At 70.6% G+C, this 25,715-nt stretch carries 24 protein-coding genes and 1 pseudogene; 10 read left to right on the top strand and 15 right to left on the bottom strand.

Annotation, left to right across the window (positions count from 1 at the left end):
- Positions 1-248 precede the first annotated feature (248 nt).
- On the bottom strand, positions 249-1,970 hold the full coding sequence (gene leuA / locus OG866_RS29765) for a 2-isopropylmalate synthase (protein WP_329339420.1): 1,722 nt from the start codon (positions 1,968-1,970) through the stop codon (positions 249-251).
- Positions 1,971-2,312: 342 nt separating this feature from the next.
- On the opposite strand from leuA, the gene OG866_RS29760 reads away from it, so the two are divergent.
- From OG866_RS29760 to OG866_RS29745, 4 genes are read left to right on the top strand one after another with little or no spacing between them, the layout of a single operon-like run.
- Positions 2,313-3,386 (top strand): M4 family metallopeptidase, encoded by a 1,074-nt coding sequence (locus OG866_RS29760; RefSeq protein WP_329339418.1) that lies wholly within the window; start codon positions 2,313-2,315, stop codon positions 3,384-3,386.
- Between the two features lie 35 nt (positions 3,387-3,421).
- The gene (locus tag OG866_RS29755) at positions 3,422-3,688 is read left to right on the top strand and encodes a protealysin inhibitor emfourin (protein ID WP_329339416.1); all 267 of its coding nucleotides are present in this window, start codon (positions 3,422-3,424) and stop codon (positions 3,686-3,688) included.
- Positions 3,689-3,734: 46 nt separating this feature from the next.
- Positions 3,735-5,051, top strand: a complete 1,317-nt coding sequence (locus OG866_RS29750; protein WP_443063582.1) for a GH1 family beta-glucosidase — start codon at positions 3,735-3,737, stop codon at positions 5,049-5,051.
- Positions 5,048-6,289, top strand: coding sequence for an MFS transporter (locus OG866_RS29745; protein ID WP_329339412.1), 1,242 nt, complete (start codon positions 5,048-5,050; stop codon positions 6,287-6,289). Before OG866_RS29750 ends, OG866_RS29745 begins: the two co-directional genes overlap by 4 nt.
- A 7-nt stretch (positions 6,290-6,296) precedes the next feature.
- Here the strand turns inward: OG866_RS29745 and OG866_RS29740 are convergent, their stop codons facing one another.
- Positions 6,297-7,154, bottom strand: coding sequence for an NAD-dependent epimerase/dehydratase family protein (locus tag OG866_RS29740; protein ID WP_329344362.1), 858 nt, complete (start codon positions 7,152-7,154; stop codon positions 6,297-6,299).
- Between the two features lie 166 nt (positions 7,155-7,320).
- On the opposite strand from OG866_RS29740, the gene OG866_RS29735 reads away from it, so the two are divergent.
- Entirely contained in the window at positions 7,321-8,178 is an 858-nt protein-coding gene (locus OG866_RS29735; protein ID WP_329339411.1) for a helix-turn-helix transcriptional regulator, read from the top strand.
- A 44-nt stretch (positions 8,179-8,222) separates the two neighbouring features.
- On the opposite strand, the gene era is transcribed toward OG866_RS29735, so the two are convergent.
- The gene (gene era / locus OG866_RS29730) at positions 8,223-9,173 is read right to left on the bottom strand and encodes a GTPase Era (RefSeq protein ID WP_329339410.1); all 951 of its coding nucleotides are present in this window, start codon (positions 9,171-9,173) and stop codon (positions 8,223-8,225) included.
- A 174-nt stretch (positions 9,174-9,347) separates the two neighbouring features.
- Between era and OG866_RS29725 the strand changes: the two genes are divergently transcribed.
- A complete protein-coding gene (locus OG866_RS29725) occupies positions 9,348-10,658 on the top strand; it encodes an ammonium transporter (protein ID WP_329344361.1) in 1,311 nt (436 codons plus the stop codon).
- A complete protein-coding gene (locus OG866_RS29720) occupies positions 10,655-10,993 on the top strand; it encodes a P-II family nitrogen regulator (RefSeq protein WP_329339409.1) in 339 nt (112 codons plus the stop codon). The genes OG866_RS29725 and OG866_RS29720 overlap by 4 nt, the downstream gene beginning before the upstream one ends.
- Here OG866_RS29720 and OG866_RS29715 read toward each other — a convergent pair.
- The 5 genes from OG866_RS29715 to OG866_RS29695 form a co-directional block, all read right to left on the bottom strand.
- Positions 10,887-11,900, bottom strand: coding sequence for a WxL protein peptidoglycan domain-containing protein (locus tag OG866_RS29715; protein WP_329339408.1), 1,014 nt, complete (start codon positions 11,898-11,900; stop codon positions 10,887-10,889). The genes OG866_RS29720 and OG866_RS29715 overlap by 107 nt on opposite strands.
- 163 nt (positions 11,901-12,063) lie before the next feature.
- Positions 12,064-13,380, bottom strand: coding sequence for a beta-xylosidase (locus OG866_RS29710; RefSeq protein WP_329339407.1), 1,317 nt, complete (start codon positions 13,378-13,380; stop codon positions 12,064-12,066).
- A 152-nt stretch (positions 13,381-13,532) separates the two neighbouring features.
- On the bottom strand, positions 13,533-14,009 hold the full coding sequence (locus OG866_RS29705; RefSeq protein ID WP_329339406.1) for a hypothetical protein: 477 nt from the start codon (positions 14,007-14,009) through the stop codon (positions 13,533-13,535).
- 226 nt (positions 14,010-14,235) lie between these two features.
- Positions 14,236-14,586, bottom strand: coding sequence for a cytidine deaminase (locus tag OG866_RS29700; protein WP_329339404.1), 351 nt, complete (start codon positions 14,584-14,586; stop codon positions 14,236-14,238).
- A gap of 34 nt (positions 14,587-14,620) precedes the next feature.
- Complete coding sequence (locus tag OG866_RS29695; protein ID WP_329344359.1) at positions 14,621-15,439, bottom strand: helix-turn-helix transcriptional regulator; 819 nt, start codon at positions 15,437-15,439, stop codon at positions 14,621-14,623.
- A 148-nt stretch (positions 15,440-15,587) separates the two neighbouring features.
- Between OG866_RS29695 and OG866_RS29690 the strand changes: the two genes are divergently transcribed.
- Entirely contained in the window at positions 15,588-17,039 is a 1,452-nt protein-coding gene (locus tag OG866_RS29690) for an MFS transporter (protein ID WP_329339403.1), read from the top strand.
- On the opposite strand, the gene OG866_RS29685 is transcribed toward OG866_RS29690, so the two are convergent.
- From OG866_RS29685 to OG866_RS29670, 4 genes are read right to left on the bottom strand one after another with little or no spacing between them, the layout of a single operon-like run.
- Positions 17,001-17,360, bottom strand: a complete 360-nt coding sequence (locus OG866_RS29685; protein ID WP_329339402.1) for an MmcQ/YjbR family DNA-binding protein — start codon at positions 17,358-17,360, stop codon at positions 17,001-17,003. The genes OG866_RS29690 and OG866_RS29685 overlap by 39 nt on opposite strands.
- Positions 17,357-18,646 carry a hemolysin family protein gene (locus tag OG866_RS29680; protein ID WP_329339400.1) on the bottom strand — a complete coding sequence of 430 codons (1,290 nt, stop codon included), beginning with the start codon at positions 18,644-18,646 and terminating at the stop codon, positions 17,357-17,359. Before OG866_RS29680 ends, OG866_RS29685 begins: the two co-directional genes overlap by 4 nt.
- The gene (gene ybeY / locus OG866_RS29675) at positions 18,643-19,140 is read right to left on the bottom strand and encodes an rRNA maturation RNase YbeY (protein ID WP_329339398.1); all 498 of its coding nucleotides are present in this window, start codon (positions 19,138-19,140) and stop codon (positions 18,643-18,645) included. Before ybeY ends, OG866_RS29680 begins: the two co-directional genes overlap by 4 nt.
- 29 nt (positions 19,141-19,169) lie before the next feature.
- Positions 19,170-20,243, bottom strand: coding sequence for a PhoH family protein (locus OG866_RS29670; RefSeq protein ID WP_329339396.1), 1,074 nt, complete (start codon positions 20,241-20,243; stop codon positions 19,170-19,172).
- Positions 20,244-20,488: 245 nt separating this feature from the next.
- On the opposite strand from OG866_RS29670, the gene OG866_RS29665 reads away from it, so the two are divergent.
- Positions 20,489-21,208, top strand: a complete 720-nt coding sequence (locus OG866_RS29665; RefSeq protein WP_329339395.1) for an FAD binding domain-containing protein — start codon at positions 20,489-20,491, stop codon at positions 21,206-21,208.
- 15 nt (positions 21,209-21,223) lie between these two features.
- Here the strand turns inward: OG866_RS29665 and OG866_RS29660 are convergent, their stop codons facing one another.
- The 3 genes and pseudogenes from OG866_RS29660 to OG866_RS29650 all read right to left on the bottom strand — a co-directional run bounded on the left by OG866_RS29660 (position 21,224) and on the right by OG866_RS29650 (position 24,771).
- The gene (locus OG866_RS29660; RefSeq protein WP_329339393.1) at positions 21,224-22,435 is read right to left on the bottom strand and encodes a carbohydrate kinase family protein; all 1,212 of its coding nucleotides are present in this window, start codon (positions 22,433-22,435) and stop codon (positions 21,224-21,226) included.
- A gap of 93 nt (positions 22,436-22,528) precedes the next feature.
- The gene (locus OG866_RS29655; RefSeq protein ID WP_329339391.1) at positions 22,529-23,818 is read right to left on the bottom strand and encodes a glucarate dehydratase family protein; all 1,290 of its coding nucleotides are present in this window, start codon (positions 23,816-23,818) and stop codon (positions 22,529-22,531) included.
- Positions 23,815-24,771, bottom strand: a pseudogene (locus OG866_RS29650) (5-dehydro-4-deoxyglucarate dehydratase). Before OG866_RS29650 ends, OG866_RS29655 begins: the two are co-directional and overlap by 4 nt.
- 95 nt (positions 24,772-24,866) lie before the next feature.
- Between OG866_RS29650 and OG866_RS29645 the strand changes: the two are divergent.
- Entirely contained in the window at positions 24,867-25,652 is a 786-nt protein-coding gene (locus tag OG866_RS29645; RefSeq protein ID WP_329339390.1) for an IclR family transcriptional regulator, read from the top strand.
- Positions 25,653-25,715 lie beyond the last annotated feature (63 nt).

The raw sequence follows: 25,715 nt of genomic DNA, 5'->3' as shown, positions 1-25,715 counted from the left end.
ACCGCGCGGCAACATCGCCGCGCTGGCGTGATGTTAGCCACATCAGGCAGGCCCAGTCAGCACCCTGGACGAGACCTTTCCGTGACCTGCACAGCGAGATGGCCGGAAACACACGGGCCCCGCCCGCGAGACACAGCGGACGGGGCCTGAGAGCACGGGGTGCGATGGAGGCTTTTCAGGGGCGCGGGGAACTGCGCGACCAGCCACGACGAACCCGCAGCCGAAACACAACCCCGCGCGGCACCCTCTTAGCGCGCAGCCCTGTTGACAGCGGACACAACCGCCTTCAGCGACGCACGTGTCGTGTTCGCATCGATGCCGATTCCCCACAGAACCTGGCCGTCGATCGCGCATTCGATGTACGACGCGGCCTGCGCGGACGCACCCTCGCTCATCGTGTGCTCCTGATAGTCCAGCAGCCGCGCATCGATGTCGACCTTGGCCAGCGCGTCGAAGAAGGCCGAGATCGGACCGTTGCCGGTACCGGTCAGAACGGTGTCGACACCATCGACCGTCGCCTCCACCTTCAGCGTGTCCACGCCGTCCGTGTCGGTGGTCGACTGCCCGTTCTTGACCTGGATACGGCCCCACGGGTTCTCGGGGTTCGGCAGGTACTCGTCCTGGAAGACGTTCCAGATGTCACCGCCGGTGACCTCGCCGCCCTCGGCGTCCGTCTTGGCCTGGATGAGCTTGGAGAACTCGATCTGCATCCGACGCGGCAGGTCCAGCTTGTGGTCGTTCTTCAGGACGTACGCGATACCGCCCTTGCCGGACTGCGAGTTGACCCGGATGACCGCCTCGTAGGAGCGGCCGACGTCCTTCGGGTCGATCGGCAGGTACGGCACCGCCCACTCGATGTCGTCGACGGTGACGCCCTTGGCGGCCGCGTCGGCCTCCATCGCGTCGAAGCCCTTCTTGATGGCGTCCTGGTGGGAGCCGGAGAAGGACGTGTAGACCAGGTCGCCCACGTACGGGTGGCGCGGGTGGACCTCCATCTGGTTGCAGTACTCCCACGTACGACGGATCTCGTCGATGTCGGAGAAGTCGATCTGCGGGTCGACGCCCTGGGAGAACAGGTTCATGCCCAGGGTGACCAGGTCGACGTTGCCGGTGCGCTCGCCCTGCCCGAACAGACAGCCCTCGACGCGGTCGGCGCCGGCCATCAGCGCCAGCTCGGCCGCCGCCACCGCCGTACCGCGGTCGTTGTGCGGGTGGACGGAGATGACCACGTGCTCGCGGCGGGAGAGGTTGCGGCTCATCCACTCGAAGCGGTCCGCGTGCGTGGACGGCGTCGAACGCTCCACCGTGGCGGGCAGGTTGAGGATGATCTCGCGGCCCGGACCCGGCTGGTAGACGTCCATGACCGCCTCGCAGACCTCCAGGGCGAAGTCCAGCTCGGTGTCGGTGAAGATCTCCGGGCTGTACTGGTAGCCGAACTCGGTCTCGGGGCCCAGCAGCTTCTCGGCGTACTCCATCACCAGGCGGGTGCCGTCGACGGCGATCTGCTTGATGTCGTCCTTGGAGCCGCGGAAGACCACGCGACGGAAGACGGGAGCGGTGGCGTTGTACAGGTGGACGGTCGCCCGCTTGGCGCCCTTCAGCGACTCGACGGTCCGCTCGATCAGGTCCTCGCGGGCCTGGGTCAGTACGGAGATGGTGACGTCGTCCGGGATCGCGCCCGGCTCCTCGATGATCGAGCGTACGAAGTCGAAGTCCGTCTGGCCGGAGGCCGGGAAGCCGACCTCGATCTCCTTGTAGCCCATCTTGACCAGCTGGTCGAACATCCGGCGCTTGCGCTCGGGCGACATGGGGTCGATCAGGGCCTGGTTGCCGTCACGCAGGTCGGTGGAGAGCCAGCGGGGGGCGGCGGTGATCCGGTTGTTCGGCCAGGTGCGGTCCGCGATGTCGACCTGCTCGTACTGGCCGTACTTGTGGATCGGCATGGTGCTGGGCTGCTGGCGGTTCGCCATGATGCGGGGGCTCCTCAGGATGTCCGGAAGGACGGCCGACGACGCAACGCGAAGCTCCGCGGGGAGGGAGTCGACCTGGACTACAGGCCCTCGCCGCGGCAGCTAAGAAGAAGCAGCCCGAAACGCATGATGCGAAGCATGCTAGCCGAGCCGGTTCGGATGCGGGGCGCTGTATCAGCATGCGGGACCCGGGGGACGAATAACAGAGAACCGGACAAAAAGTGCGCCACGCCACTTCGTCATACCACTTCGTCACGGAGCGTGCGCCCCGCTGTCCGCATATTTCACCAATCATGGTTGCGGGTAGTGACACCGGCATAACACAGTGCAAGGGTGCCGGGCATGACGAAGACCAACGGGGGCTTCGAGCCCGTCTTCTGCACCGTCGTACCGCCTCACGTCCTCGACAGGCTCGCCCGGGCCGAGGATCCCGCGCTCGCCGATCCCGCCCGCAGGACCCTGGAGCGCGACGCCTTCGAGCGCACCCACCGCCGGCTGACCACGGTCGTCGGCGCCCCCTCCGTCGCCGCGCCGCCCGGCGCGGAGGCCGGGAAGCCGCACCGCACCCTCTACGACGCCCGGCACCGCACCGAGCTGCCCGGCAAGAAGGTCCGCGCCGAGGGCTCGGAACCCGGCAAGGACGCCACGGTCAACCGCGCCTACGCGGGCCTCGGCGCCACCTTCGAGCTCTACCTGAAGGCGTACGAGCGCGACTCCATCGACGCGAACGGCCTCCCGCTCGACGCGACGGTCCACTACGACAGGGACTACAACAACGCCTTCTGGAACGGCGAGCAGATGGTGTTCGGCGACGGGGACGGCGAGATCTTCCTCGACTTCACCATCCCGATCGACGTCATCGGCCACGAGCTCACCCACGGCGTCACACAGCACACCGCCAACCTGTCCTACTTCGGCCAGCCCGGCGCGCTCAACGAGTCGATGTCCGATGTCTTCGGCTCCCTCATCAAGCAGTACACGCTCGGCCAGACCGCCGCCGAGGCCGACTGGCTGATCGGCGCCGGTCTCCTCGCCCCGCGCGTCACGGGCAAGGCCCTGCGCTCCATGAAGGAGCCGGGCACGGCGTACGACGACGACGTCCTCGGCAAGGACCCGCAGCCCGCGACCATGGACGACTTCGTCCGCACCGGCCGCGACAACGGCGGCGTCCACATCAACTCCGGCATCCCCAACCACGCCTTCTACCTCGCCGCCACCACCCTCGGCGGCCATGCCTGGGAGCGGGCGGGACAGATCTGGTACGACGTCCTGACCGGCGGCGAGCTGAAGAAGGACGCCCTGTTCACGGACTTCGCGACCCTGACGGTGGCGGCGGCCAAGGCCCGCTACCAGGAGGGCGAGGAGCTTCAGGCCGTGCTGAAGGCATGGGAGCAGGTCGGGGTGCGCACGGCGTAGTTCCGTACGCCGGCGTTCCGTACTAGAAGAGATCCATGCGTATTCGAGTGAGGCGTACGGGCGGATTCGCGGGCATCGAGCGCAGCGCCGAGGTGGACACCTCGGGGCGGCCCGACGCTCACGAATGGCGGGCCCTGGCCGAGAAGGCGATCACCGACGGGCGGCACACCCCGCCCGTCGGGGTCCCCGACGGGTTCAGCTACGAGATCACGGTCGACGGGAGGACGGTCTACGCGGCCGACCCCCGGCTCACCGAGGAGCAGCGCGGGCTGATCTCGCGGGTGCTCAAGGAGGGAGCGTGACCGGCAGTTCAGGCTTGGGCGTTGACTTCCCTTACCGGCGGTAAGGATGATCCCGCCCATGGCGACCAACGCGATACCCACGTTCCCCTCCGACTTCCTGTGGGGCGTCTCGACCTCGGCCCATCAGATCGAGGGCGCGGCGGACCTGCGCGAGCCCTCCGTGTGGGACGCGTTCACGGCCGAGCCGGGCCGGGTGAAGGACGGCTCGACGGCGGAGACGGCCTGCGACCACTACCACCGCTACCGCGAGGACGTGGCGCTCCTGGCCGACCTGGGCGTGGACGCGTACCGCTTCTCGGTCTCCTGGCCGCGGGTGAACTCCCCCGGCGGGCTGGACTTCTACGACCGCCTGGTCGACGAGCTCTGCGCGGCGGGCATCCGCCCGGTGCCGACCCTCTTCCACTGGGACCTGCCGGTCGCCCTTGACTGGCTGGAGCGGGACACCGCGGCGCGGTACGCCGAGTACGTCCAGGTCGTCGCCGAGCGGCTCGGTGACCGGGTGAAGAAGTGGATCACGATCAACGAGCCCGCCGAACACACCCTGTTCGGCCATGCGCTGGGCGCGCACGCCCCGGGCAAGCGGCTGATGTTCGACGCGCTCCCGGTCGCCCACCATCTGCTCCTCGCGCACGGTCTGGGCGTCCAGGCCCTGCGCGCGTCCGGCGCCACGGACATCGGCATCGCCAACTCGCACGGCCCGACCTGGCCGGCCTCGCGGGAGCAGCCGGACCTGGAGGCGGCGGCGTTCTACGACCTGCTGCTGAACCGTCTGTTCGCCGAGCCGATCCTGTTGGGCGAATACCCGGACGGGCTGGGCGAGTTGATGCCGGGCGATGTCGCGGCCGACCTGAAGGTCATCTCGGAGTCCCTGGACTTCTACGGCGTCAACTACTACGCCCCGACCCGGGTGGGTGCCCCGCAGGGCGCCGACATCGCGTTCGGCGGGCTGACGATCCCGGCCGAACTCCCCTTCTCCGTGCAGGAGATCGAGGATGTCCCGGTCACGGACTTCGGCTGGCCGGTGGTCCCGGAGGGCCTGACGGAGCTCCTCACCACCTTCCGCGAGCGCTACGGCGACCGGCTGCCGCCCGTGGTCATCACCGAGAACGGCTGCTCGTACGAGGGTGTCCACGACCGCGCCAGGATCGACTACCTGGACGGCCATGTGCGGGCCCTGCACCGGGCGTTGGAGGCCGGGGTCGACGTCCGTGGGTACTTCGTGTGGTCGTTGATGGACAACTTCGAGTGGGCCGAGGGGTACGCCCAGCAGTTCGGCCTGGTGCACGTGGACTTCACGACGCAGGAGAGGACGAGGAAGGACTCGTACACCTGGTTCCAGTCCCTGTTGCGGGCCCAGGGATGACGTCGGCGGCCCTGGACGAGCCCGTCGAACGGGTCGGCCGGGGCTGGACGGCCGCGCTGTCGCTGGCCAACGTGGCGATCTGGGTGGGCTGGTACGGCCCGCTACAGATCCTGCTGGCCCGGCAGGCGGAGGACTTCGCACCCGGCACCGGGATGTCGAAGGAGACGCTGCTGGCGTGGGTGACCGGCGCGGGCGCGGTGGTGTCCCTGGCGGCGAACCCGTTCTTCGGCGCCCTGTCGGACCGGACCACGGCCCGCCGGGGCCGCCGTACGCCGTGGATCGTGGCGGGAACGGCGGGCGGTGCCCTGTCCCTGCTGCTGCTAGCGGGGGCGGGCGGGCTGTGGCTGATGACGCTGGGCTGGTGCCTGGTCCAGCTCACCCTGAACGCCTCGTTCGCGGCGGTGACGGCGGCGGTGCCGGACCGGGTGCCGCGTCCGCAACGGGGCGTGGTGGGCGGCTGGTTGGGGGCGGCGCAGATCCTGGGCGCGGTCGCGGGTACGGGACTGGCGACGGCGGCGGGCGGGATCGCGGCGGGATATGCGGCCTGCGCGGTGTTCACGATGGCGGGGGTGCTGCCGTACGTCCTCCGCCACCCCGACCTGCGGCTGGCGCCGGCGGACCGCCCGCCGTGGCACGGGCGTTCCTTCGTCCGCGGCTTCTGGCTGAGCCCGCGCCGCTACCCGGACTTCGGCTGGGCCTGGCTGACCCGCTTCCTGATCAACCTCAGCAACGCGCTGGTGATCCTCTACCTCCTCTACTACCTCCGGGACCGGCTCCACTACGACGACCCGGAGCGGGGCGTCCTGATCCTCACCGCGGTGAACAGCGTGACGCTGCTGGCCACGGTGGTGGTGGGCGGCGTCTGGTCGGACCGGCTGGGCCGCCGCAAACCGTTCGTACGGTGGTCAGGGGCGCTGATGGCGGCGGCCACGGCACTGCTCGCCGCCTGGCAGACCTGGCCGGGCGCGATCGTCGTGGCGGCCCTGCTGGGCCTGGCCCTCGGGGTGTTCATGTCGGTCGACTTCGCCCTGATGACGGACGTCCTGCCGAAGGCCCTGGACCGGGGCAAGGACCTCGGCGTCATCAACGTCGCCAACGCCCTCCCCCAGGTCGCCGCCCCCGCCGTCGCCGCCCCGATCGTGACGCACCTCGGCGGCTACCGGGTGCTGTATCTGGTGGCGGCGGTGATCGGGCTGGCGGGGTCGGTGCTGGTGGGGCGGATCAGGAGCGTGGACTAGGGGGCGCCTAGAGGGCTCCGGCGTCGCGGGCGGCGTACACCGACGGGAAGAGGGGGCGGTAGCCCAGCTCGCGGCGGATGCGGTCGGTGGACGTGATGATGTACCAGGGGTCGGGATCGGTGCGGGTGTACAGCTCGGCGGGGATCTCGACGCCGTTGAGCTGGTGCAGTTCGACGGCGGTGACGGGGGCGTCGTCGGCGATGTTGTAGACGCGGCCGGCGATGCCGCGGGCACGCAGGATGCGCAGCAGGCCCTGGGCGACGTCCGCGTGATGGCCCATCTGGAGCCGCTGGGCCGCGGCCCAGTTCCCGGCCCACATCAGGGACTGGGCGAGATGCGGATCGCCTTCGCCGTAGACGAAGGGCAGCCGGGCGACCCGTACGTCCAGCCCGTCCATCGCGAGCAGTTCCCGCTCCGCCGCGGCCTTGGACTCGCCGTAGGCGCCCCACATGGGGCCGCCGGGCAGCGTCTCGTCGTCCTCGGTCAACGGCCGCCCACGCCCGAGGCCGTACACGATCCCGGTGCTGACCTGCACGAACCTCCGCACCCCGGCCGCCTGCGCGGCGCGGCCCAGCTCGACGGCCGCATCCCGGTTGACCGCCCACGCCTCGTCGTCCGGGACGCCGCGGAAGGAGGCCGCGACGTTGACCACGGCGTCGACACCGGCGACGGCCTTGCCGAGGGTGTCGGTGTCGCGGAGGTCGCCGACGACGACGTCGGCGCCGAGATCGGCGAAACGCTCACCGCGGGCGGCGTCCCGCACCAGGACCCGGATCCGCTCCCCGCCCCTGGCCTGCGCCAGCAGCCGGGGCACGAACCGCCGCCCGACCTGTCCGGTCGTACCGGTGACCAAGGTCAACGCCATGTCTGTCGTGCCTGCCGTGCCTGTCATGTCTGCCCTGTCTCCCATGGGGATGTGTTCCTCTCGTCCCGACCAGCCTTGGGCAGGGCCGGTGGCGCCGGGAGAGACCCGTCGATCGGGGGATCGGCAGTCCCTGGATAAGCCGGGCGGGCTGACGCACGCTTGAGGGGTGAACCGATCCGAACTGGCGGACTTCCTCCGCCGTGGCCGCGCCCGCCTCACCCCGTCGGACGTGGGCCTGACACCGGGGGCGAGACGGCGTACGCCGGGCCTGCGGAGGGAGGAGGTGGCGTCGCTGGCGGGCATGTCGGTGGACTACTACACGCGTCTGGAACAGTCCCGGGGCCCGCGCCCGTCCCGCCAGATGCTGACGGCGCTGTCCCGCGCGCTGCGTCTGACGGATGCCGAGCAGGACCACCTGTTCCATCTGGTGGGCGAGGAACCCCCACGCCGGGAGACGGCTTCGGCCCACGTCCGCCCCGGCCTCCTGCTGATCCTCGACCGCCTCCACGACACACCGGCGCAGGTGCTGAACGACTACGGCGATGTCCTGGCCCAGAACGCGATGGCGAAGGCCCTGGTGGGCGACGTGATGTCCCGCCCCCACCGGGACCGCAACCTCACCCGCCGCTTCTTCCTGGACCCGACGGCACGTGACCTGTTCCCGGCGGAGGACCTGCCGGCCCACGCCCGGACCCACGTCTCGACGCTCCGAGCGGTGACGGCGTCCCGCCCCGACGACCCGGGACCGGCGGCCCTGGTCGCCGAACTACGCGCCGCGAGCGACGAGTTCGCCGCCCTCTGGCAAGAACACGAGGTGTCGCTGCGCAAGCGAGCGACAAAACGCTTCCTGCACCCCCTGGTGGGCCTCCTGGACCTCGACTGCGAGGTGATGCTCAGCCACGAACACCACCACCTCCTGATCGTCCACTCGGCCCGCCCGGGCACCGAGGCCTACGAACGCCTGCGGCTGCTGAGGGTGGTGGGCCTCCAGGACCTGTCACCGTCAGCAGCCCGGACGCCGTAGCCGCCGCGGGTCGCTCAGAAGCAATCGGAAGCAATCGGAAGCGGTCAGAAGCCCAGCTTCCGCAGCTGCCGAGGATCCCGCTGCCAGTCCTTCGCCACCTTCACGTGAAGGTCCAGGAACACAGGGGTGCCCAGCAGGGCCTCGATCTGCTTGCGGGACTTGATGCCGACCTGCTTCAGCCGCTGGCCCTTCGGGCCGATGATGATGCCCTTCTGGCTGGGCCGCTCGATGTAGACGAAGGCATGGATGTCGAGGAGGGGCTTGTCGGCGGGGCGGTCCTCGCGGGGGAGCATCTCCTCGACGACGACCGCGATGGAGTGCGGCAGCTCGTCGCGCACACCCTCCAGCGCCGCCTCGCGGATCAGCTCCGCGATCATCACCTGCTCGGGCTCGTCGGTGAGGTCACCCTCGGGGTAGAGCGCCGGCCCCTCCGGCAGCATCGGGATCAGCAGGTCCGCCAGCAGGTCGACCTGCTTGTTCGCGGTCGCCGACACCGGGACGATCTCCGCCCACTCGATGCCGAGCTCCTTGCCGAGCTGGTCGATCGCGATGAGCTGCTCGGCGAGGGTCTTCGAGTCGACGAGGTCCGTCTTGGTGACGATGGCGACCTTCGGGGACTTCTTGATCCCGGCCAGTTCCTTGGCGATGAAGCGGTCACCGGGGCCGAGCTTCTCGTTCGCGGGGAGGCAGAAGCCGATCACGTCGACCTCGGCCCAGGTCGTACGGACCACGTCGTTCAGCCGCTCGCCCAGCAGCGTGCGCGGCTTGTGCAGCCCCGGGGTGTCCACCAGGATCAGCTGGGCGTCCGGCCGGTGCACGATCCCGCGCACCGTGTGCCGGGTCGTCTGCGGCTGGTCGGCGGTGATCGCCACCTTCTGCCCGACCAGAGCGTTCGTGAGGGTGGACTTGCCCGCGTTGGGGCGGCCAACGAAGCAGGCGAAGCCGGCGCGGTGGGGAGCCCCGGACGGCTCGGATGACTGACTACGAACGCTCATGGCGCCCATTCTCCCTGATCCACAGAGCCCTGCCGTACAACAGACCGATCACCACCCCGCACGTGAGCTTTCGGAAACCCTCACGCAACGAAACCTCGCCGAAACACCCCCGTACACATCCGGAAACGCACGCCGGTGACCCTCTGACGAGCCCCCACCTCGTTGGAGACCACCGTGACCCTCGCCGCCGCGCACATCGACACCGGCGACACCGCCTGGCTGCTCGCCGCCACCGCCCTCGTCCTGCTGATGACCCCGGGCCTGGCCCTGTTCTACGGCGGCATGGTCCGCACGAAGAGCGTCCTCAACATGCTGATGATGAGCTTCGTGTCGATCGCGCTGGTGACGGTGGTGTGGCTGGCCGCCGGATACTCGCTCGCCTTCGGCGACGACGTGGGCGGCGGCCTCATCGGCGACCTCGACCACATCGGCATGGCGGGCCTCGGCCCCGACAGCGTCCAGGGCACGGTCCCCACCCTGCTCTTCGCCACCTTCCAGCTCACCTTCGCGATCATCACGGCGGCCCTGGTCAGCGGCGCGATCGCGGACCGCGCGAAGTTCGGGGCGTGGCTGGTCTTCGTCCCGGTCTGGGCGCTCCTCGTATACGTTCCCGTCACCCACTGGGTCTGGGGCCCCGGCGGCTGGATCCTCGACAAGCTGGGCGCGCTGGACTTCGCGGGCGGTCTGCCGGTCGAGATCACCTCCGGCGCCTCGGGCCTCGCCCTCTGTCTGGTGCTCGGCCCGCGGCTCGGCTTCAAGAAGGACGCGATGCGTCCGCACAACCTCCCGATGGTCGTGCTGGGCGCCGGACTCCTCTGGTTCGGCTGGTTCGGCTTCAACGCGGGCTCGGCGCTCGGCGCGAACGGCCTCGCCGCGGCGGCCTTCCTCAACACCCTCGCGGCCGGCTGCACCGGCCTGCTGGGCTGGCTGTTCGTGGAGCAGAAGCGCGACGGCCACCCCACCACACTGGGCGCCGCGTCCGGCGCGGTCGCGGGCCTGGTCGCGATCACCCCGTCCTGCGGCTCGGTCTCCCTCCTCGGCGCCCTCGTCGTCGGCCTCGCCGCGGGCGTGATCTGCTCCTACGCCGTGAGCTGGAAGTTCAGGTTCAACTACGACGACTCGCTGGACGTCGTGGGCGTCCACCTGGTCGGCGGCGTCGTCGGCACCCTCCTCATCGGCGTCTTCGCGGTCGAGGAGATGACCGGCGGCACCGAGGGTCTGCTGTACGGCGGCGGCCTCACCCAGCTCGGCAAGCAGCTGGTGGCCGTGGTCGCCGTGGGGGCGTACGCCTTCCTCATGACGTACGGCATCGGCAAGCTGCTCGACCGTACGATCGGCTTCCGTGCGAGCGAGGAGCAGGAGCACACCGGCCTGGACCTTACGGTGCACGCCGAGACCGCATACGATCACGGCGTCCTGGGCCATGGCGCCCCGGTCAGCGCGTCCTCCGTCCACTCCGCCCAGAAGGCCAAGACCCAGGCATGAAGCTCATCACCGCGATCGTCAAGCCCTACCGCCTCGACGAGGTGAAGACCGCCCTCCAGGAGCTGGGCATCCACGGCCTGACCGTGAGCGAGGCCAGCGGCTACGGCCGCCAGCGCGGCCACACCGAGGTGTACCGCGGCGCCGAGTACCAGGTCGACCTGGTCCCGAAGGTCCGCATCGAGGTCGTCGTCGGGGACGCCGACTCCGACGCCGTCATCGACGCGATCGTCAAGGCCGCGCAGACGGGGAAGATCGGGGACGGAAAGGTCTGGGCCCTGCCGGTCGAGACGGTCGTACGCGTGCGGACGGGCGAACGCGGCCCCGACGCGCTCTGATCACGAGTACGACCCCCACCACCACGACCACCAGCAACACCGCCGCCAGCAGCCACGGCAGCGCGAAGAAGGAGGCGCCCGCCGACTCGCGGGTGTCCTTCGCGCTCGCCGTGAGCGTCACCTCGCCCCAGTCCAGCTGGGGCGCGCCGCGCCACGGCTCGGTCAGCCGGACGCTCTGCCCGGGGAGCAGTTCGGAGGGGATCCTGGTCAGGTCGCGGGCGAGGAGCGTACGGCCGAAAAGGCCCGTCGCGCGCAGTTCCACCTTCGGGTTCAGGGTGACGTTGCCGGTGTTGTGCAGGGTGTACGAGATCGTCGCGCCGCTGTCGCCCAGTCCCGGCACCAGCGGCTGGTGGTGGCCGACCCGGACGTCCTCGACGGAGATCGCCGGGAGCGTCGGGCCGCCGACCCGCAGATAGACGCGGGCGGCGACGGCCCGCTGGACGCCGAGCGCCACGGAACCGTCGCCCCGGTCGATCCGCTCGTCCAGCGCCACGATCGCACCGGCGTGATCGCCGGGTTCGGCGCCCTCGGGCACCCGCATCGTGAAGGGCACGGTGACCTTGCGGTGCGCGGGGACGGTGACCCGGGACCGCGCGGGCCTGGCCCACACCCCCACGCCCCGCATCGTCTCCCGCACCGTCCGCACGGCGAACCCCCCGTCACGGGCGGTGTTGTAGGCGTCGGCGGCATACAGCCGGAACGTCAGCGGCTTCCCCGTCTTGTTGGCGACGACGACCTTGTCGGTGATCGTCTGCCCGGGGTCGGCGGAGAGATAGAAGTAGGGGCGTACGGCGACCTTCGACGAAAGCGGGTACACGGACCAGCTGCCGTTGTCGGCGGCGTGTGCGGACGGGGCGAGGGCGGCGAGAAAGAACCCGAGGACAAGGGCGTGAAGCATTCGGCGCATGGGTGCGGACCCCCACGGGGACTGAGCGGGCCCGGCGAAGCCTGACGCGGTCCGGCAGCGCCCCTGAGGGGCGCGGGGAACTGCGCGACCAGCCACGACGGAGCCGCAGACGAAAGACGGCACCACCAGCGGAGCGTTCGGGCGGGTGCGGACGCCCGTACGGTCAGCTGAGCGTGAGGGTGAGGACGCCGGAGTAGGTGCCCGGAGGCGTGAACGCCGGTACGTTCAGGGAGAGTTTCGCGTCCACGGTGAACTCACCGCCGGTGAGCGTGCCGTTGGGAGCGGACGCGAGGGTCGCCCCGGCCGAGCCCACGGCGCCCGCGGAACCGGCCTGGCAGGTGCTGGGGCTGCCCGCCTTGGTGGTGCAGGCGGGGGTCCAGCTGAGCGCCCCGGCATCGATCTTGGCGCCGGGACCGGTGAAGTCGGTGACCTTGCCGGTCAGGGACCAGCCCGCGACACCGCCACGGAAGTCCTTGACGCTCACGGTGTTCAGGTCGCCGCCCGAGGCGCCGCCCTTGCCGTAGTCGACCGCGCCCAGGGAGACGGTGTCCCCGGCCTGGGTCATGGACAGGGTGCCCGCCTTCACCGTGGTGCTGATCTTCTGGGCGTTGTCGGGAACGGGGGTGTTGTCGATGACGGTGTAGGCGGCGGGCCCGGCACCGGAGGCATCGGTCCAGCTCGCCCCTTCGTAGGCGACGACACCGGTGGTGGTCTTGTCGCTGACGACGAGCGAACCACTGAATGCACCGTTGCCGTCCGCCGTCACGGTCGCGGTGTCCGCGGTCTGGCTGGAACCGGAGCGTCCGGCAAGGGTGACGGTCGCGCCCGGGGTGAAGTTGCTGCCGCTGACGGTGACGCTGTCACCGGGGTCGCCGGAGGCCGAACCGAGCGTGATGGCACGGGTGTTGGGCTGGGTGGCCGGACTCGCCGTGACGGTCTCGGAGACCGGGGCGGGCGGGTTGGTGACGGTGCAGGGGGTGTCCAGCTCCAGGATGTAGCTGGTGTGGATGTTGTAGTCGCCGGGCGAGAGGGTGATGGCCCCGGCGGTGGTGACGGTGAAGGTGCCGGTCATGCTGAACGACGGGAACGGGGCGTTGCCCGCGACCGGATCGTTCTTCTTCGGCCCGACGACGGTCACGTCGCCGGTCTGCGCCCCGCCGAGGGTGACCTTCCCGGACGGCGTCATGATGTCGGCCGGCAGGCTGATCGCGGTGGGGTTGCTGGCCGCGGGCTTGACCACGGTGTAGGTCACGGTGACGGTGTCGCCGACCTTCGGGGCGGCGTTGTCGACCGTGATGAGCGCGGTCGTGGTGCCGTCGATGGGCGGGATGCCGGCGACGGCGGGCGGGATGCAGTGGGTGGCGAAGTCGACGTTGCTCGCCGCGGCGGCCGGACCGGCCAGACCGCTCGACGCGGCGACCGCCAGCGCGCCCGCTCCGAGCAGTGCGGCCCAGCGGCGTCTTCGTGATGTCGGATCCATTGGGGAGTGCCCCCTCTCTGGTGACTCAGTTGGGGGCATTGATGTGGGGATCGCGTGAGAAGTCAATGGAGATTGAGCCATGAACTGATGAACCGTCAGTTCCTGTACAGCGCAATGGAACTGACGGCCCATCAGCGATGTTTGCGCGATTCTCAGTCGAACACGAACGGTCCGGGCGACTGTGCCGCGGTCGCCGTGCAGGTGATGGTGATCCCGAAGACCGTCATCGTGAGCGAGCCGCCGTAGGCCTCAAGGCTGTCGCCGGAGGCCACGACACCGGGGAGCGGGCCGACCTGCACGGGGTCGCCGGCGGCCATCGCCGGGTTCTCGGTGGCGGTGAAGGACCTGGTGCCGCCGGAGGCGTTCACCAGAGTGAGGGTCGAGGTGATCGAGTCCTCGGACAGGCCGATCGGTGCGGTGATGGCCGAGGAGTTGACGGTCATGGTCGCGGCGGTGCCGTCCTGCGTGGCGCTGATGGTGGCTTCACCACTGCCGAAGCTGCCGCAGTCGGCGTTGATGGTCGCGCTGCCGGGGCTGACGGCCAGGGCGGCGGGCGCGAACACCAGCCCGGCGACCGCGAACGCCCCGGTCACCAGTGCCGCACCTGTCGCTGTTCGTTTGCCTCTCATGGGGTTCCGACTCCCTTCCCATATCGGGAAACTGCCATGTGGGGATGGACGGGAGATGCCCGAACGGCCCGCCTGCGGGGCGTGGTGCGGGACGCGCCGCGTGGGGGGTGGCGGGGTGAAAACCTGACGGACCGTCGGAACTATCGGTTCCATTGATGCGCGAGAGACTGAACACGGCAAGGTTCAATTCCGGCCGACCCGCAGAGGCAGCGCCGGCCCGCCTCGCTCAGCCCGCCGTCACAGTCCCCCGGACCACCCCGTCCGGCCCCGCCAGCAGCACCGGCGTCGACGCCCCGCCAAGATCCCGCACCGCGGCCCGGTCCGCGACCGAAACCGTCTCCGCCGCCGTCACCACCGCCGCCGCCTCCAACGACTTCGCCCCGGAAGCCACCGCCATCGCCACAGCCGTCTGCAACGCGCTCAACTGCAACGAGTCCAGCGCCACGGTCCCCGCCACATACGTACGGCCGGTGTCGTCCCGTACCGCCGCCCCCTCGGGCACCCCGTTGCGCGCCCGCGCGGAACGGGCCAGGGTCACGATCTTGCGGTCCTCGGGATCAAGCGTGCTGTCGGTCATGAGCCGAGGATACGTACCCGCATCCCGCCGGAGCTCACCCGGCCACCGGGTACATCGCGCCCCGCCGCCCCTCCGGCGACGCCAGCCACTCCAGCTTCTGCGCCGTCACCTCGTCCATCGGCGTGTGCAGCACGATCGACAGATCCGGCCGCACCGGCATCTTCAGCACGCTCGACTCGACCTGAAGCAGCCCCACCACCGGATGCTCCAGTTCCTTGCGGATCTGCCCGGCGTCCTCGATGTCCCGCTCCTTCCAGAGCGCGACGAACTCCTCGCTCGCCTCCGACACCTCCGCCAGCACCTGCTGGAACCCCTCGTCGCCGGGGCGCGCGGCCGAGGCCGCCCGGAACTGGGCCACCACCGTGCGCGCGTTCTGCTCCCAGCTCTTGGAACGGGACCGGTACATCGAGTCGGTGAAGAAGTCGACGAGACAGTTCTGCGTGATGCCGGGCCGCATCCCGAGGACCATCGCGGCGGCGTCGTTGTAGAGCACGCAGTTGTAGTAGAGGTCCATGATGTGCGCCGGATACGGCATCCACGCGTCGATCATCCGCCGCAGCCCGTCGCACATGTCCCGCCGGTCCGGCTCCACCTCGGGCACCGGCGGGTTGAGCCCGGCGAGGACGTAGAGGTGGCGTCGCTCGGCGCCGCTCAGCCGCAGCACGCGCGCCACGGAGTCCACGACCTGCGGCGAGACCGAGATGTCCCGGCCCTGCTCCAGCCACTGGTACCAGGACGCGCCCACCCCGGCCAGCACCGCGACCTCCTCGCGCCGCAGCCCCGGCGTCCGGCGCCGCGCCCCGCCGTCGGGCAGTCCCGCCTCGGCCGGCGAGACCCGGGCCCGCCGGCTCATCAGAAACTCGCGCAGCTCCTGCCGCCGCTCGACAGCCTCCGCCACCACGAACTCGTCCCCCTCGTACCGCCGCCGATGCCTGGTGGTGCCACCACCAGGACAACTTCCGTCTCCCCAAGGCTATTCCGCAGCCACGAGGCTCTTGCCCATGGCGATCGACACCGCACCCACGACCACCCCCACCAAGACCGGCACCGTTCCCGCGCCACGGCTCTCGCACCGCGACAAGCTCGTTCTCTTCGTCCTGTGCGCGGCCCAGTTCATGGTCGCCCTCGACTTCTCCGTCCTGAACGTCGCCCTGCCCGTCCTCGGCGCGGACCTCGGCATGAGCCAGTCCGCACTGCAATGGGCGGTCACCGCGTTCGCGCTGCCCTCCGGCGGCTTCCTGCTCCTCTTCGGCCGGATCGGCGACCTGTACGGCCGCCGCAAGCTGTTCCTCACCGGCCTCGCCCTGTTCGGCGCGGCCTCACTGCTGGCGACGTTCGCCTGGGACCCGGCGTCGTTCCTCGCCGGACGCGCGCTGCAAGGCGTGGGCGCGGCGGCCATCGTGCCGACCGGCATGTCCCTGCTCACCACGACGTTCCCCGAGGGCCCGGCCCGCGACCGTGCGCTCGGCATCTCGGGCACGCTGCTGTCCCTCGGCTACACCGTCGGCATGGTGGCGGGCGGCGGCCTCACCGACGCCTTCGGCTGGCGCTCCACGATGGGCCTGCTGACCCTGTTCGCGCTGCTCGTCCTGCCGCTCGCCCCCGGTCTGCTGCCGGAGTCGCGCACCCCGGACCGCCCCCGTCTGGACATCCCCGGCGCGATCACCGTCACCGGCGGTCTGCTGTCGCTGATCTACGCCCTGTCGACGGCCGCCGACCACGGCTTCGCCCGCACGGACGTCCTCGTCACCCTGGCCGCCGGTCTCGTCCTGCTCACGGCGTTCGTGCTCGTCGAGTCCCGCGCCGCGGCCCCGCTGGTGTCCCTGCCGATGCTGCGCCGCCGCACGGTGGCCTGGGGCAACGTGGGCGGTCTGGTCACCTTCTCGATGATGTCGACGATCGTCTTCGTGCTGACCCTGTACCTCCAGGAGGTCCTGCACCTGTCGGCCTTCGAGACGGGCCTCGTCTTCGGTGCGCAGGGTGTGCTGTCGGTGGTGGCGGGCGTGTACACCCCGAGGGTCATCGGCCTGCTCGGCGGCGCCCGCCGCACGCTGGTCGTCTCCCTCACCGGCCAGGGCGTCCTGGTCGCCGCGCTGCTCGGCCTCGGGGCGGGCAACGCCTCGGTCTGGCTGGCCGTCGCGGCGGTCTCGCTGGCCAGCATGTTCCACCTCGGCGCGATCATCTCGTACGGCCTGACCGTCACCTCGGGCGTGCCGGACGAGGAGCAGGGCCTGGCGACCGGCCTGGTCACCTCCACCCAGCAGGTCGGCATCACGATCGGCATCCCGCTGCTGGGCGTCCTGGCGACGACCACCGGTGACCTGCTCTCCGGGGTCCGCACGGTCGTCGCGATCGACGCAACGGTCGTCCTGCTCACCGCAGCGCTGATCGCCGTAGGCCTGCGAACCCGCGGTTCAGGGGCGGTCGAGGCGGAGGCGCTCGGCGCGCGGTAGGCCGGCCACGACCAGGTCGTACGAGTCCTCCACGAGCTCCCGGACCAGCCGGTCCGGGAGCTCGCCGTCGACCGTGACGGTGTTCCAGTGGCGCTTGTTCATGTGGTAGCCGGGGATGATCAGGCCCTCGTACTCGCCCCGGAGCCGGACCGCGTCCTCCGGGTCGCACTTGAGGTTCACCGTCAGCGGGCGGTTGTCCAGCCAGGACAGCGCGAACATCTTGCCCAGCACCTTGAAGACGGAGATGTCCGGCGCGAAGGGGAAGTCCTCGACGGCCTCGTTGAAGGACAGGCAGAGGGTGCGCAGCTGCTTCGGGGTCACTCGTCCTCCTTCGGGACCTCGACGGGCTCCACCAGCACGGTCACGATCTTGTTCCGCCGTCCGGCCGCGGCCTCCGCGGTCAGCCGCAGCGACCGCTCGTCGGGCAGTTCCACGACGGCGGAGGCGCCGGCGATGGGCACGCGCCCGAGCGCCTTCGCGAGGAGCCCGCCCACGGTCTCCACGTCCTCGTCGTCGTACTCGTCGAGGCCGTACAGCTCACCCAGGTCGGTGATGTCGAGGCGGGCGGTGACCCGGAAGCGGTCGTCGCCCAGCTCCTTCACCGGCGGCAGTTCACGGTCGTACTCGTCGGTGATCTCGCCGACGATCTCCTCGAGGATGTCCTCGATGGTGACGATGCCGGCCGTGCCGCCGTACTCGTCGATGACGACGGCGACGTGGTTGCGGTCCCGCTGCATCTCACGCAGCAGGTCGCCGGCGTTCTTGGTGTCGGGCACGAACACGGCGGGCCGCATGGCCGTGGAGATCAGCTCGCTCTCCGCGTCCCGGCTGATGTGCGTCTTGCGGACCAGGTCCTTCAGATACACGATCCCGACGATGTCGTCCTCGCTCTCCCCGGTCACCGGTATGCGCGAGAAGCCGGACCGCAGGGCGAGGGTGAGGGCCTGACGGATCGTCTTGTAGCGCTCGATGACGACGAGATCGGTGCGCGGCACCATGACCTCCCGCACGAGGGTGTCGCCGAGCTCGAAGACGGAGTGCACCATGCGGCGCTCGTCGTCCTCGATCAGCGACTCCTTCTCGGCGAGGTCGACCAGCGCGCGCAGCTCCGCCTCGGAGGCGAAGGGGCCGCGGCGGAAGCCCTTGCCGGGGGTGAGCGCGTTGCCGATGAGGATCAGCAGGTTGGGGATCGGGCCCATGATCCTCGCGAGCGGCAGCAGGACGTACGCCGCCGCCGTCGCGGTGTTCAGCGGGTGCTGGCGGCCGATGGTCCGCGGGGAGACCCCGACGGCGACGTACGACACCAGGACCATGACGCCGATCGCGACGAGCAGGGCCTGGGTCGTGCCGTCGAACTCCTGGAGGCAGGCGTACGTGACCATCGCGGCCGCCGCCATCTCGCAGGCGACACGGACCAGCAGCGCCACGTTGAGATAGCGGGTCGGGTCGGCGGCGATCTGCGCGAGTTTGGCGCTGCCGCGCCGGCCGCCACGGACGGCCTCCTCGGCGCGGAAGCTGGAGACACGCGCGAGGCCCGCCTCCGCGCAGGCGGCGAGCCAGGCGACGACGACCAGGGCGATCGCGCCGGAGACGAGGGGAAGGCTCATGACACGGTCGGGGCCGGCGACGGACCCGTCAGGCCCTTCTCCGCCCTCCACCCGTCCACGATGGCGGCCTGGAGGCCGAACATCTCGGCCTTCTCGTCCGGCTCCTCGTGGTCGTAGCCGAGCAGGTGCAGCACGCCATGGACGGTCAGGAGCTGGAGCTCCTCGTCCATGGAGTGCTGCGTCTCGGCGTCCTCACCCTGCTTCTTGGCCACCTCGGGACAGAGCACGATGTCACCGAGCAGCCCCTGCGGGGGCTCCTCGTCGTCCTTGCTGGGCGGCCTGAGCTCGTCCATGGGGAACGACATGACATCGGTCGGACCCGGCAGGTCCATCCACTGGATGTGGAGCTGCTCCATGGCGTCGGTGTCCACGACGATCACCGAGAGCTCGGAGAGCGGGTGGATGCGCATCCGCGCGAGTGCGTAGCGGGCGATGTCGAGGATCGCCTGCTCGTCGACCTCGGTTCCGGACTCGTTGTTGACGTCGATCGACATGGTGGTGCGGGGTCTCCTGCTTCGGAATGTCACAGCCCCTTGGGCCCGGACTGCCTGCCCCGGCCGCCCTTGTGGGTGCCGTTCTCGGTGCCGTGCGAGCTGTCGTACTTCTCGTACGCGTCGACGATACGGCCGACGAGCTTGTGCCGTACGACGTCCTGCGACGACAGGCGGGAGAAGTGGACGTCGTCGAGGCCCTCCAGGATGTCCTGGACCTGACGCAGACCCGATTTGGTGCCGTTGGGCAGGTCGACCTGGGTCACGTCACCCGTGATCACGATCTTCGACTCGAAGCCGAGGCGGGTGAGGAACATCTTCATCTGCTCGGGCGAGGTGTTCTGGGCCTCGTCGAGGATGATGAAGGCGTCGTTGAGCGTACGGCCGCGCATGTACGCCAGGGGCGCCACCTCGATCGTGCCCGCGGCCATCAGCCTCGGGATGGAGTCGGGGTCGAGCATGTCGTGCAGCGCGTCGTAGAGCGGGCGCAGGTAGGGGTCGATCTTCTCGTAGAGCGTGCCCGGCAGGAACCCGAGCCGCTCCCCCGCCTCGACCGCGGGCCGGGTCAGGATGATGCGGTTGACCTGCTTGGACTGCAGGGCCTGCACCGCCTTGGCCATGGCGAGATAGGTCTTGCCGGTGCCGGCGGGGCCGATGCCGAACACGATCGTGTGCTTGTCGATCGCGTCGACGTACCGCTTCTGGTTCAGGGTCTTGGGCCGGATCGTGCGGCCACGCGAGGAGAGGATGTTCTGGGTGAGGACCTCGGCCGGGGTCTCCTGGCCGTCCCCCTCGCCGTTCTGACTGGCTCTGAGCATCGCGATCGAGCGTTCCACTGCGTCCTCCGTCATCGGCTGTCCGGTGCGGAGCACCAGCATCATCTCGTCGAACAGGCGCTGGATGAGGGCGACTTCAACGGCGTCGCCGACCGCGCTGATCTCATTGCCCCGGACATGGATGTCGGCCGCCGGGAAGGCCTTCTCGATCACGCGCAGCAGGGAGTCGCCGGACCCCAGCACGGTCACCATGGGGTGCTGGGCGGGGACGGTGAACTGTGCTCTCGCCTGTCCCTGCGCGGGTGTGCGATCTGTGGGTGTCTGAGTCATGGGCCGGCTCTGTAGGCCTTGCTCGTCCTCCTCGATACGACTCGCCCGCCACATGGGCGGCCTGGCGATTTCCAGGGTACGCCGGGGCACTGACAACACCGAAGGCCTTTTCCGCTCACCACGGCCGAGGGGGAGAGCGCCCTGAGTGCAGCGGTGAGCCCTGCATACGCCCCCGGCGTGCGTGGGGAGAATGCGCGCCGACGGCGCGTTCCCGTCGCCGTAAGCCCGGGGAAAGCAGGTCGGCCGTGCTCTTGCGTCTGCCCACGTCCGTGTCCGAGGCACAGCAGTGCCTGTCCGAGGGAGCGATACCCGTCGGCGGTGCCACCCTCCAGTGGGCCGTCTGGCAACGGGACGGCTTCCCGGAGCAGGCGATGAGCCTGCGCGAGGTGCCCGAGGCCAATGTCCTGAGCGCCGAGGCGCTCGGGGCGGCGGTGCCGCTGCACCGGGTCGACGACCGGGTGCCGGAGGTGCTGCGCCGGGCGGCGGGCGGGATCGGCACCGGTGCCGTGCGCCGGAGCGCCACGGTCGGCGGGAACATCGTCGGCAGCACCCTGCGCTGTCTGCTGCCGGCGGCCGTCGTCCTGGACGCGCGTGCGGTGGTGCTGGACGTCGAGGGCCCCTTCGAGACCGACCTCGCCGAACTCACGGCGAAGCGTCCGCTGCTGCTGAGCCTGCGCTGGCGCACCCCGCAGGCGAGCGGCTACCGCAAGCTGGCGGAGGCCCCGGGCGGCCCGCCGCCGCTGGTCGTGGCCACCGCCGTACACGCTCCCGAGGGCGCTCGCCCCCGGCTGCGGATCGCCGTCCGGGACGGCTACGAGGTGCTCGCCGAGAGCGTGGAATGCGACACCGGCGTGGCGTCGGTGCTCGACGCCCTGGCCGGTACGGCGATCGGCGCGCTGCCGGCCGAGGCCCGCGAGGTGGTCCGGGAACAGGTGACGGAGCTGCTGGCCCGCACGGCCGCGTGAGGCCCCTCAGGCCACCTATGCCGACCGGCGGAACCCGATCGTCGGCACCGCCCGTCTCAACGGCCAGGGGCGGGCCTGTTCCGCCGGCACCAGGTCCGCCAGGAAGCCGTACCGCTCCAGCGCCGCGGGGTCCTGGCCGGCCACCGACTGGACCTTGCGCCACCAGGCGCCGATCTCCGACCAGCCCGGCGCCGAGAGGGAGCCGCCGAACTCCTGGACGGAGAGCGCGGCCGTGAGCCCGGCGAAGGCCAGCCGGTCGGCGAGCGGCCAGCCGGCCAGCGTGCCGGTGACGAACCCGGCGACGAAGACGTCACCCGCGCCGGTGGGATCGAGGGCCTCCACGGCGATGGCGGGCACCTCGGCGGACTCCCCGGTCCGCCGGTCCACCGCGTACGCGCCCTCCGCACCGAGGGTGACCACTGCGAGCGGCACATGCTCCAGGAGGGCGTGGGCGGCCTCGCGCGGGCAGGAGGTGCGGGTGTAGCGCATGGCCTCTTCCGCGTTCGGCAGGAAGGCCTCGCAGTGTGCGAGGTCGGCGAGGCCCGCGAGGTCCCAGGCACCGGTGTCGTCCCAGCCGACGTCGGCGAAGACGCGGGTGCCCTTGCTCGCGGCCTGGGCGATCCAGGGGGCGCGCTTGCCCGGCTCCAGCGAGGCGACGGCGGCACGCGCGCGCGGGGGGCAGTCGGGGGCGCCCTCTTGGATCATCGCGGCCTCCGGGGGCGGCTCGTGGCCGTGCGAGACCATCGTCCGTTCGCCCTCGTAGGCCATCGAGACGGTGACGGGCGAGTGCCAGCCCGCGACCGTACGCGAGGGTGACAGATCAATGCCCTCGCCCTGCGCCAGGGCGTCCCAGCAGTACTCGCCGTAGTGGTCGGAGCCGAAGGCGGCGGCGAGGGACGTCTTCAGTCCCAGCCGGGCCAGCGCGGTGGCCATGTTGGCGACACCACCGGGGCTCGACCCCATCCCCCGCGCCCAGGACTCGGTCCCGCGCACGGGGGCGGAGTCGAGGCCGGTGAAGATGATGTCCAGGAACACGGTGCCGGTGAGATAGACGTCCCACGGAGGGTCGTCCGGTGCGCGCACCGCGGCGAGCGGATCGACCTGGGCCTGACCCGGCCCGGCCGCTCCGAGGTGCGACGGTCCCTTTCCGGTGGACGCGTTGGATGCGCTGGACGCGATCACGGGGCGCTCCCTGCGAGTGGTACGGATCCAGCCAGTCTGCACCACACCACTGACAACAGCCGCTGAGACACCGCCCCGCATCTCTCGGCCCGTCCGGCACCCCTCAATCACCGGCCCGCGTCTTTCGGCCCACCCGCACTACCAGCGCGGCACGTCCGGCGTCACCCACCCCGGCTCGGCGACCCGCATCGCCGCCGCGTCGTCCCGCTCCCGCAGCCCCCCGTCGTCATCGAGCCACCGCTGATGCAGCACCCGCACCTTCTCCAGGTCGACCTCGACTCCCAGTCCCGGCGCGTCCGACACCGTGACCTTCCCGCCCTCGAACACCAGCCGCTCCCTCAGCACGTCCTCCGACTGCCACGGATAGTGCGAGTCACACGCATGGTGAAGATCGGGCACCGTGGCCGCCACATGGGTCATCGCCGCCAGCGAGATCCCCAGATGCGTGTTGGAGTGCATCGACACCCCCACCCCGAACGTCCGGCAGATCGCGGCGAGTTGCTGGGTGTTCCGCAGCCCGCCCCAGTAGTGGTGATCGGACAGCACCACCTGCACCGCCCCCTTGCGAAACGCCTCCTCGATCTCCGCGAACGTCGTCACGCACATGTTGGTGGCGAGCGGCACCCCGGTCCCGGCGGCCACCTCGGCCATGGCCGCCGTACCGAGCGCGGGGTCCTCCAGGTACTCCAGTACGTCCGCCAGCTCCTGCGCCACCGTCAGCGAAGTCGCCACGGACCAGGCCCCGTTGGGATCGAGCCGCAGCGGATGACCGGGAAACGCCTCGGCGAGCGCCCGCACCGCGGCGATCTCCTCGTCCGGCGGAAACACCCCGCCCTTGAGCTTGAACGACGTGAACCCGTACCGCTCCTTGAACAGCCGGGCCTGCGCCACCACCCCCGCCGGATCGACGGCGGCACCCCAGTCGTCCTTCTCCGCGGCGACCCCGGCCGGATGGTCGGCCCACTTGTAGAACAGGTACGCGCTGTACTCGACGGCATCGCGCACCTTGCCGCCGAGCAGCGTGTGCACGGGCAGCCCGAGTGCCTTGCCGAGGGCGTCGAGACAGGCGACCTCGAACCCGGAGACGACGGACAGCCGCAGCTTGTCGGCGGTCTGCACCCCGCGCAGCCCGCCCACGTCGACCTGCCCGGACACCCGCGCGTCGTCGACGGCGACCTCGTCGGCGACCGTGAACAGACCGTTCAGATCGGAGACTTGACGCCCGACCAGCTTCGCCGCGAACGGCCGTGCCAGCTCCAGGTACTTGGTGTCGCCGTACGTCTCCCCGAACCCGACGACCCCGTCCGCGGTCTCCACCTCGACGATCAGCCGGGGCGTGTACGGCTGGTGCACCCCCTGCGTGTTGAGCAGCGGCGGGTCGGCGACGAGGATCGGAGTCAGCCGTACGTCAGCGATCGTGAGGTTCACAGAGCGGCTCCTACGAGGTCGAGTCCGGTGGCGAGCAGGGTCCTGAGCTCGGCGAGGTCGCGGTCCGACGGGTCGGTGAGCGGGGCGCGGACGGGTCCCACGGGTCGCCCGCGCAGGCGTGCCGCGGCTTTGACGAGCGACACGGCGTATCCGGGGACGCGGTCGCGGAGTTCGACGAGCGGTACGTAGAACGCGCGCAGCAGCAGGTCGACCGTCTTGCCGTCGCCGTCCCGCAACGCGCGGAAGAAGGCGTCGGCGATCTCCGGGGCGAAGGCATGCACGGCCGACGAGTACGCGGGCACACCGACCGCGGCGTACGCACGGGCCTGGATCTCGGCGGTCGCGGCCCCGTTGAAGAAGAGGAAGCCCTCGGGCGCGGCGAGGGTCAGGCGCTGAAGCCGGTCCAGGTCACTGTGCCCGTCCTTCAGGCCGATGACGCCGGGGATCTCCGCGATACGCCTCAACGTATCGGCCGTGAAGGCGACTTGGCCGCGCTGGTAGGCGATGAGCGGCAGCGGTGTACGGGCGGCGATCTCCTCCAGTTGGCGGACGAGCCCGTCCTGCGGGGCGGCGACCAGGTAGTGCGGGAGCACGAGCAGCGCGTCGGCGCCCGCCTACTCGGCGATCCGCGCGAACCGCACGGCCTGCGCCCACCCGTATCCGACCCCGGCGACGACCGGCACCCGGCCCGCCGCCTCCTCGACGGCGACGGTCACGACCGTCCGGTACTCGTCCTCGTCCAGCGAGAAGAACTCGCCGGTGCCGCAGGCGGGGAAGAGGGCGCCGGGGGCTGCGGCCAACTGCCCGGCCAGATAGGCCCGGAAGGCGTGCGGATCGAGACTGCCGTCCGCCGCGAAGCTGGTCAGCGGGAAGGACAGCACCCCGGCCGCCATCCCCTCCCGCAGCCGTCGGACGACGCCCGTACCGCTGCCGGTGTCGATCCCCACGCCCATCTCCCCATGTAGACGATATCCACGTATGGAGATGAAGGTTAGACAGGCGAACGACACTCGTCAATGGCGCCGTCCCGCCGGATTACGATCAGCACATGTCAGAGACAGGGGGCGTCCGCGAGGTGAAGTCGGCCGCGCGCACGGTCGAGCTGCTGGAAGTGCTGGCCGCGCGCGGGGACCGCCCGGCGCGGCTGCAAGAGCTGGCGGACGAGCTCCAGGTCCCCCGCAGCTCCATGTACGCCCTCCTCCAGACCCTGATCTCGCGCGGCTGGGTCCGCACCGACATCACCGGCTCCCTCTACGGCATCGGCATCCACGCCCTGCTGACCGGCACCAGCTACCTCGACACCGACCCGCGCGTCCAGGTCGTACGGCCGTATCTCGACGAGGCGTCCCAGGCGCTGGGCGAGACGATCCACATGGGCCGGCTCGACGGACGTGACGTCGCGTATCTGGCGACCCGCGAGTCGCACGAGTACCTGCGCACCATCAGCCGCGTCGGCCGCCGCCTGCCCGCCCACGCGGGCGCCCTCGGCAAGGCCCTGCTGGCCGAGCGCGACGACGCGGAGCTGCCCGAGGGCCCCTACGAGGAGCTCACGCCCAACACCCGCACGACCCGCGAGGAGCTGGCGACGGACCTGGCCGGAACCCGGGCCCGCGGTTACTCGATCGACCGCGAGGAGGGCGTCCTCGGCATCATCGGCTTCGGCTTCGCCCTGCGCTACGACTCCCCCGCCCAGGACGCCGTCAGCTGTTCGGTGCCGGTGGCCCGCCTGACGCCTGCGCACGAGAAGCGGATCGTCGCGGTGATGCGGGAGATCAGGGCCAAGATCGAGGCGACGGTACCGGCGGCGGGCGGCGCGGCGGTCCACTGGCGCTGAGCCACGGAAACGGGCGCTCTTCTACCCGCCCTCCCCCACCCGAAACACGAAGTGCCCCACATC

The organism is Streptomyces sp. NBC_00663 (assembly GCF_036226885.1).
Lineage (GTDB): Bacteria > Actinomycetota > Actinomycetes > Streptomycetales > Streptomycetaceae > Streptomyces.
The sequence above is the reverse complement of the archived record's forward strand: the minus strand, read 5'-3'. Positions and strand labels throughout refer to the sequence as shown.

Coding starts and splice junctions, on each gene's coding strand:
- OG866_RS29700 (WP_329339404.1), bottom strand. CDS start 14,586: ATGACCGACAGCACGCTTGATCCCGAGGACCGCAAGATCGTGACCCTG.
- OG866_RS29755 (WP_329339416.1), top strand. CDS start 3,422: ATGCGTATTCGAGTGAGGCGTACGGGCGGATTCGCGGGCATCGAGCGC.
- OG866_RS29745 (WP_329339412.1), top strand. CDS start 5,048: ATGACGTCGGCGGCCCTGGACGAGCCCGTCGAACGGGTCGGCCGGGGC.
- OG866_RS29710 (WP_329339407.1), bottom strand. CDS start 13,380: ATGGATCCGACATCACGAAGACGCCGCTGGGCCGCACTGCTCGGAGCG.
- leuA (WP_329339420.1), bottom strand. CDS start 1,970: ATGGCGAACCGCCAGCAGCCCAGCACCATGCCGATCCACAAGTACGGC.
- OG866_RS29645 (WP_329339390.1), top strand. CDS start 24,867: ATGTCAGAGACAGGGGGCGTCCGCGAGGTGAAGTCGGCCGCGCGCACG.
- OG866_RS29680 (WP_329339400.1), bottom strand. CDS start 18,646: ATGAGCCTTCCCCTCGTCTCCGGCGCGATCGCCCTGGTCGTCGTCGCC.
- era (WP_329339410.1), bottom strand. CDS start 9,173: ATGAGCGTTCGTAGTCAGTCATCCGAGCCGTCCGGGGCTCCCCACCGC.
- OG866_RS29720 (WP_329339409.1), top strand. CDS start 10,655: ATGAAGCTCATCACCGCGATCGTCAAGCCCTACCGCCTCGACGAGGTG.
- OG866_RS29740 (WP_329344362.1), bottom strand. CDS start 7,154: ATGGCGTTGACCTTGGTCACCGGTACGACCGGACAGGTCGGGCGGCGG.
- OG866_RS29715 (WP_329339408.1), bottom strand. CDS start 11,900: ATGCGCCGAATGCTTCACGCCCTTGTCCTCGGGTTCTTTCTCGCCGCC.
- OG866_RS29760 (WP_329339418.1), top strand. CDS start 2,313: ATGACGAAGACCAACGGGGGCTTCGAGCCCGTCTTCTGCACCGTCGTA.
- ybeY (WP_329339398.1), bottom strand. CDS start 19,140: ATGTCGATCGACGTCAACAACGAGTCCGGAACCGAGGTCGACGAGCAG.
- OG866_RS29705 (WP_329339406.1), bottom strand. CDS start 14,009: ATGAGAGGCAAACGAACAGCGACAGGTGCGGCACTGGTGACCGGGGCG.
- OG866_RS29695 (WP_329344359.1), bottom strand. CDS start 15,439: ATGAGCCGGCGGGCCCGGGTCTCGCCGGCCGAGGCGGGACTGCCCGAC.
- OG866_RS29690 (WP_329339403.1), top strand. CDS start 15,588: ATGGCGATCGACACCGCACCCACGACCACCCCCACCAAGACCGGCACC.
- OG866_RS29750 (WP_443063582.1), top strand. CDS start 3,735: ATGATCCCGCCCATGGCGACCAACGCGATACCCACGTTCCCCTCCGAC.
- OG866_RS29670 (WP_329339396.1), bottom strand. CDS start 20,243: ATGACTCAGACACCCACAGATCGCACACCCGCGCAGGGACAGGCGAGA.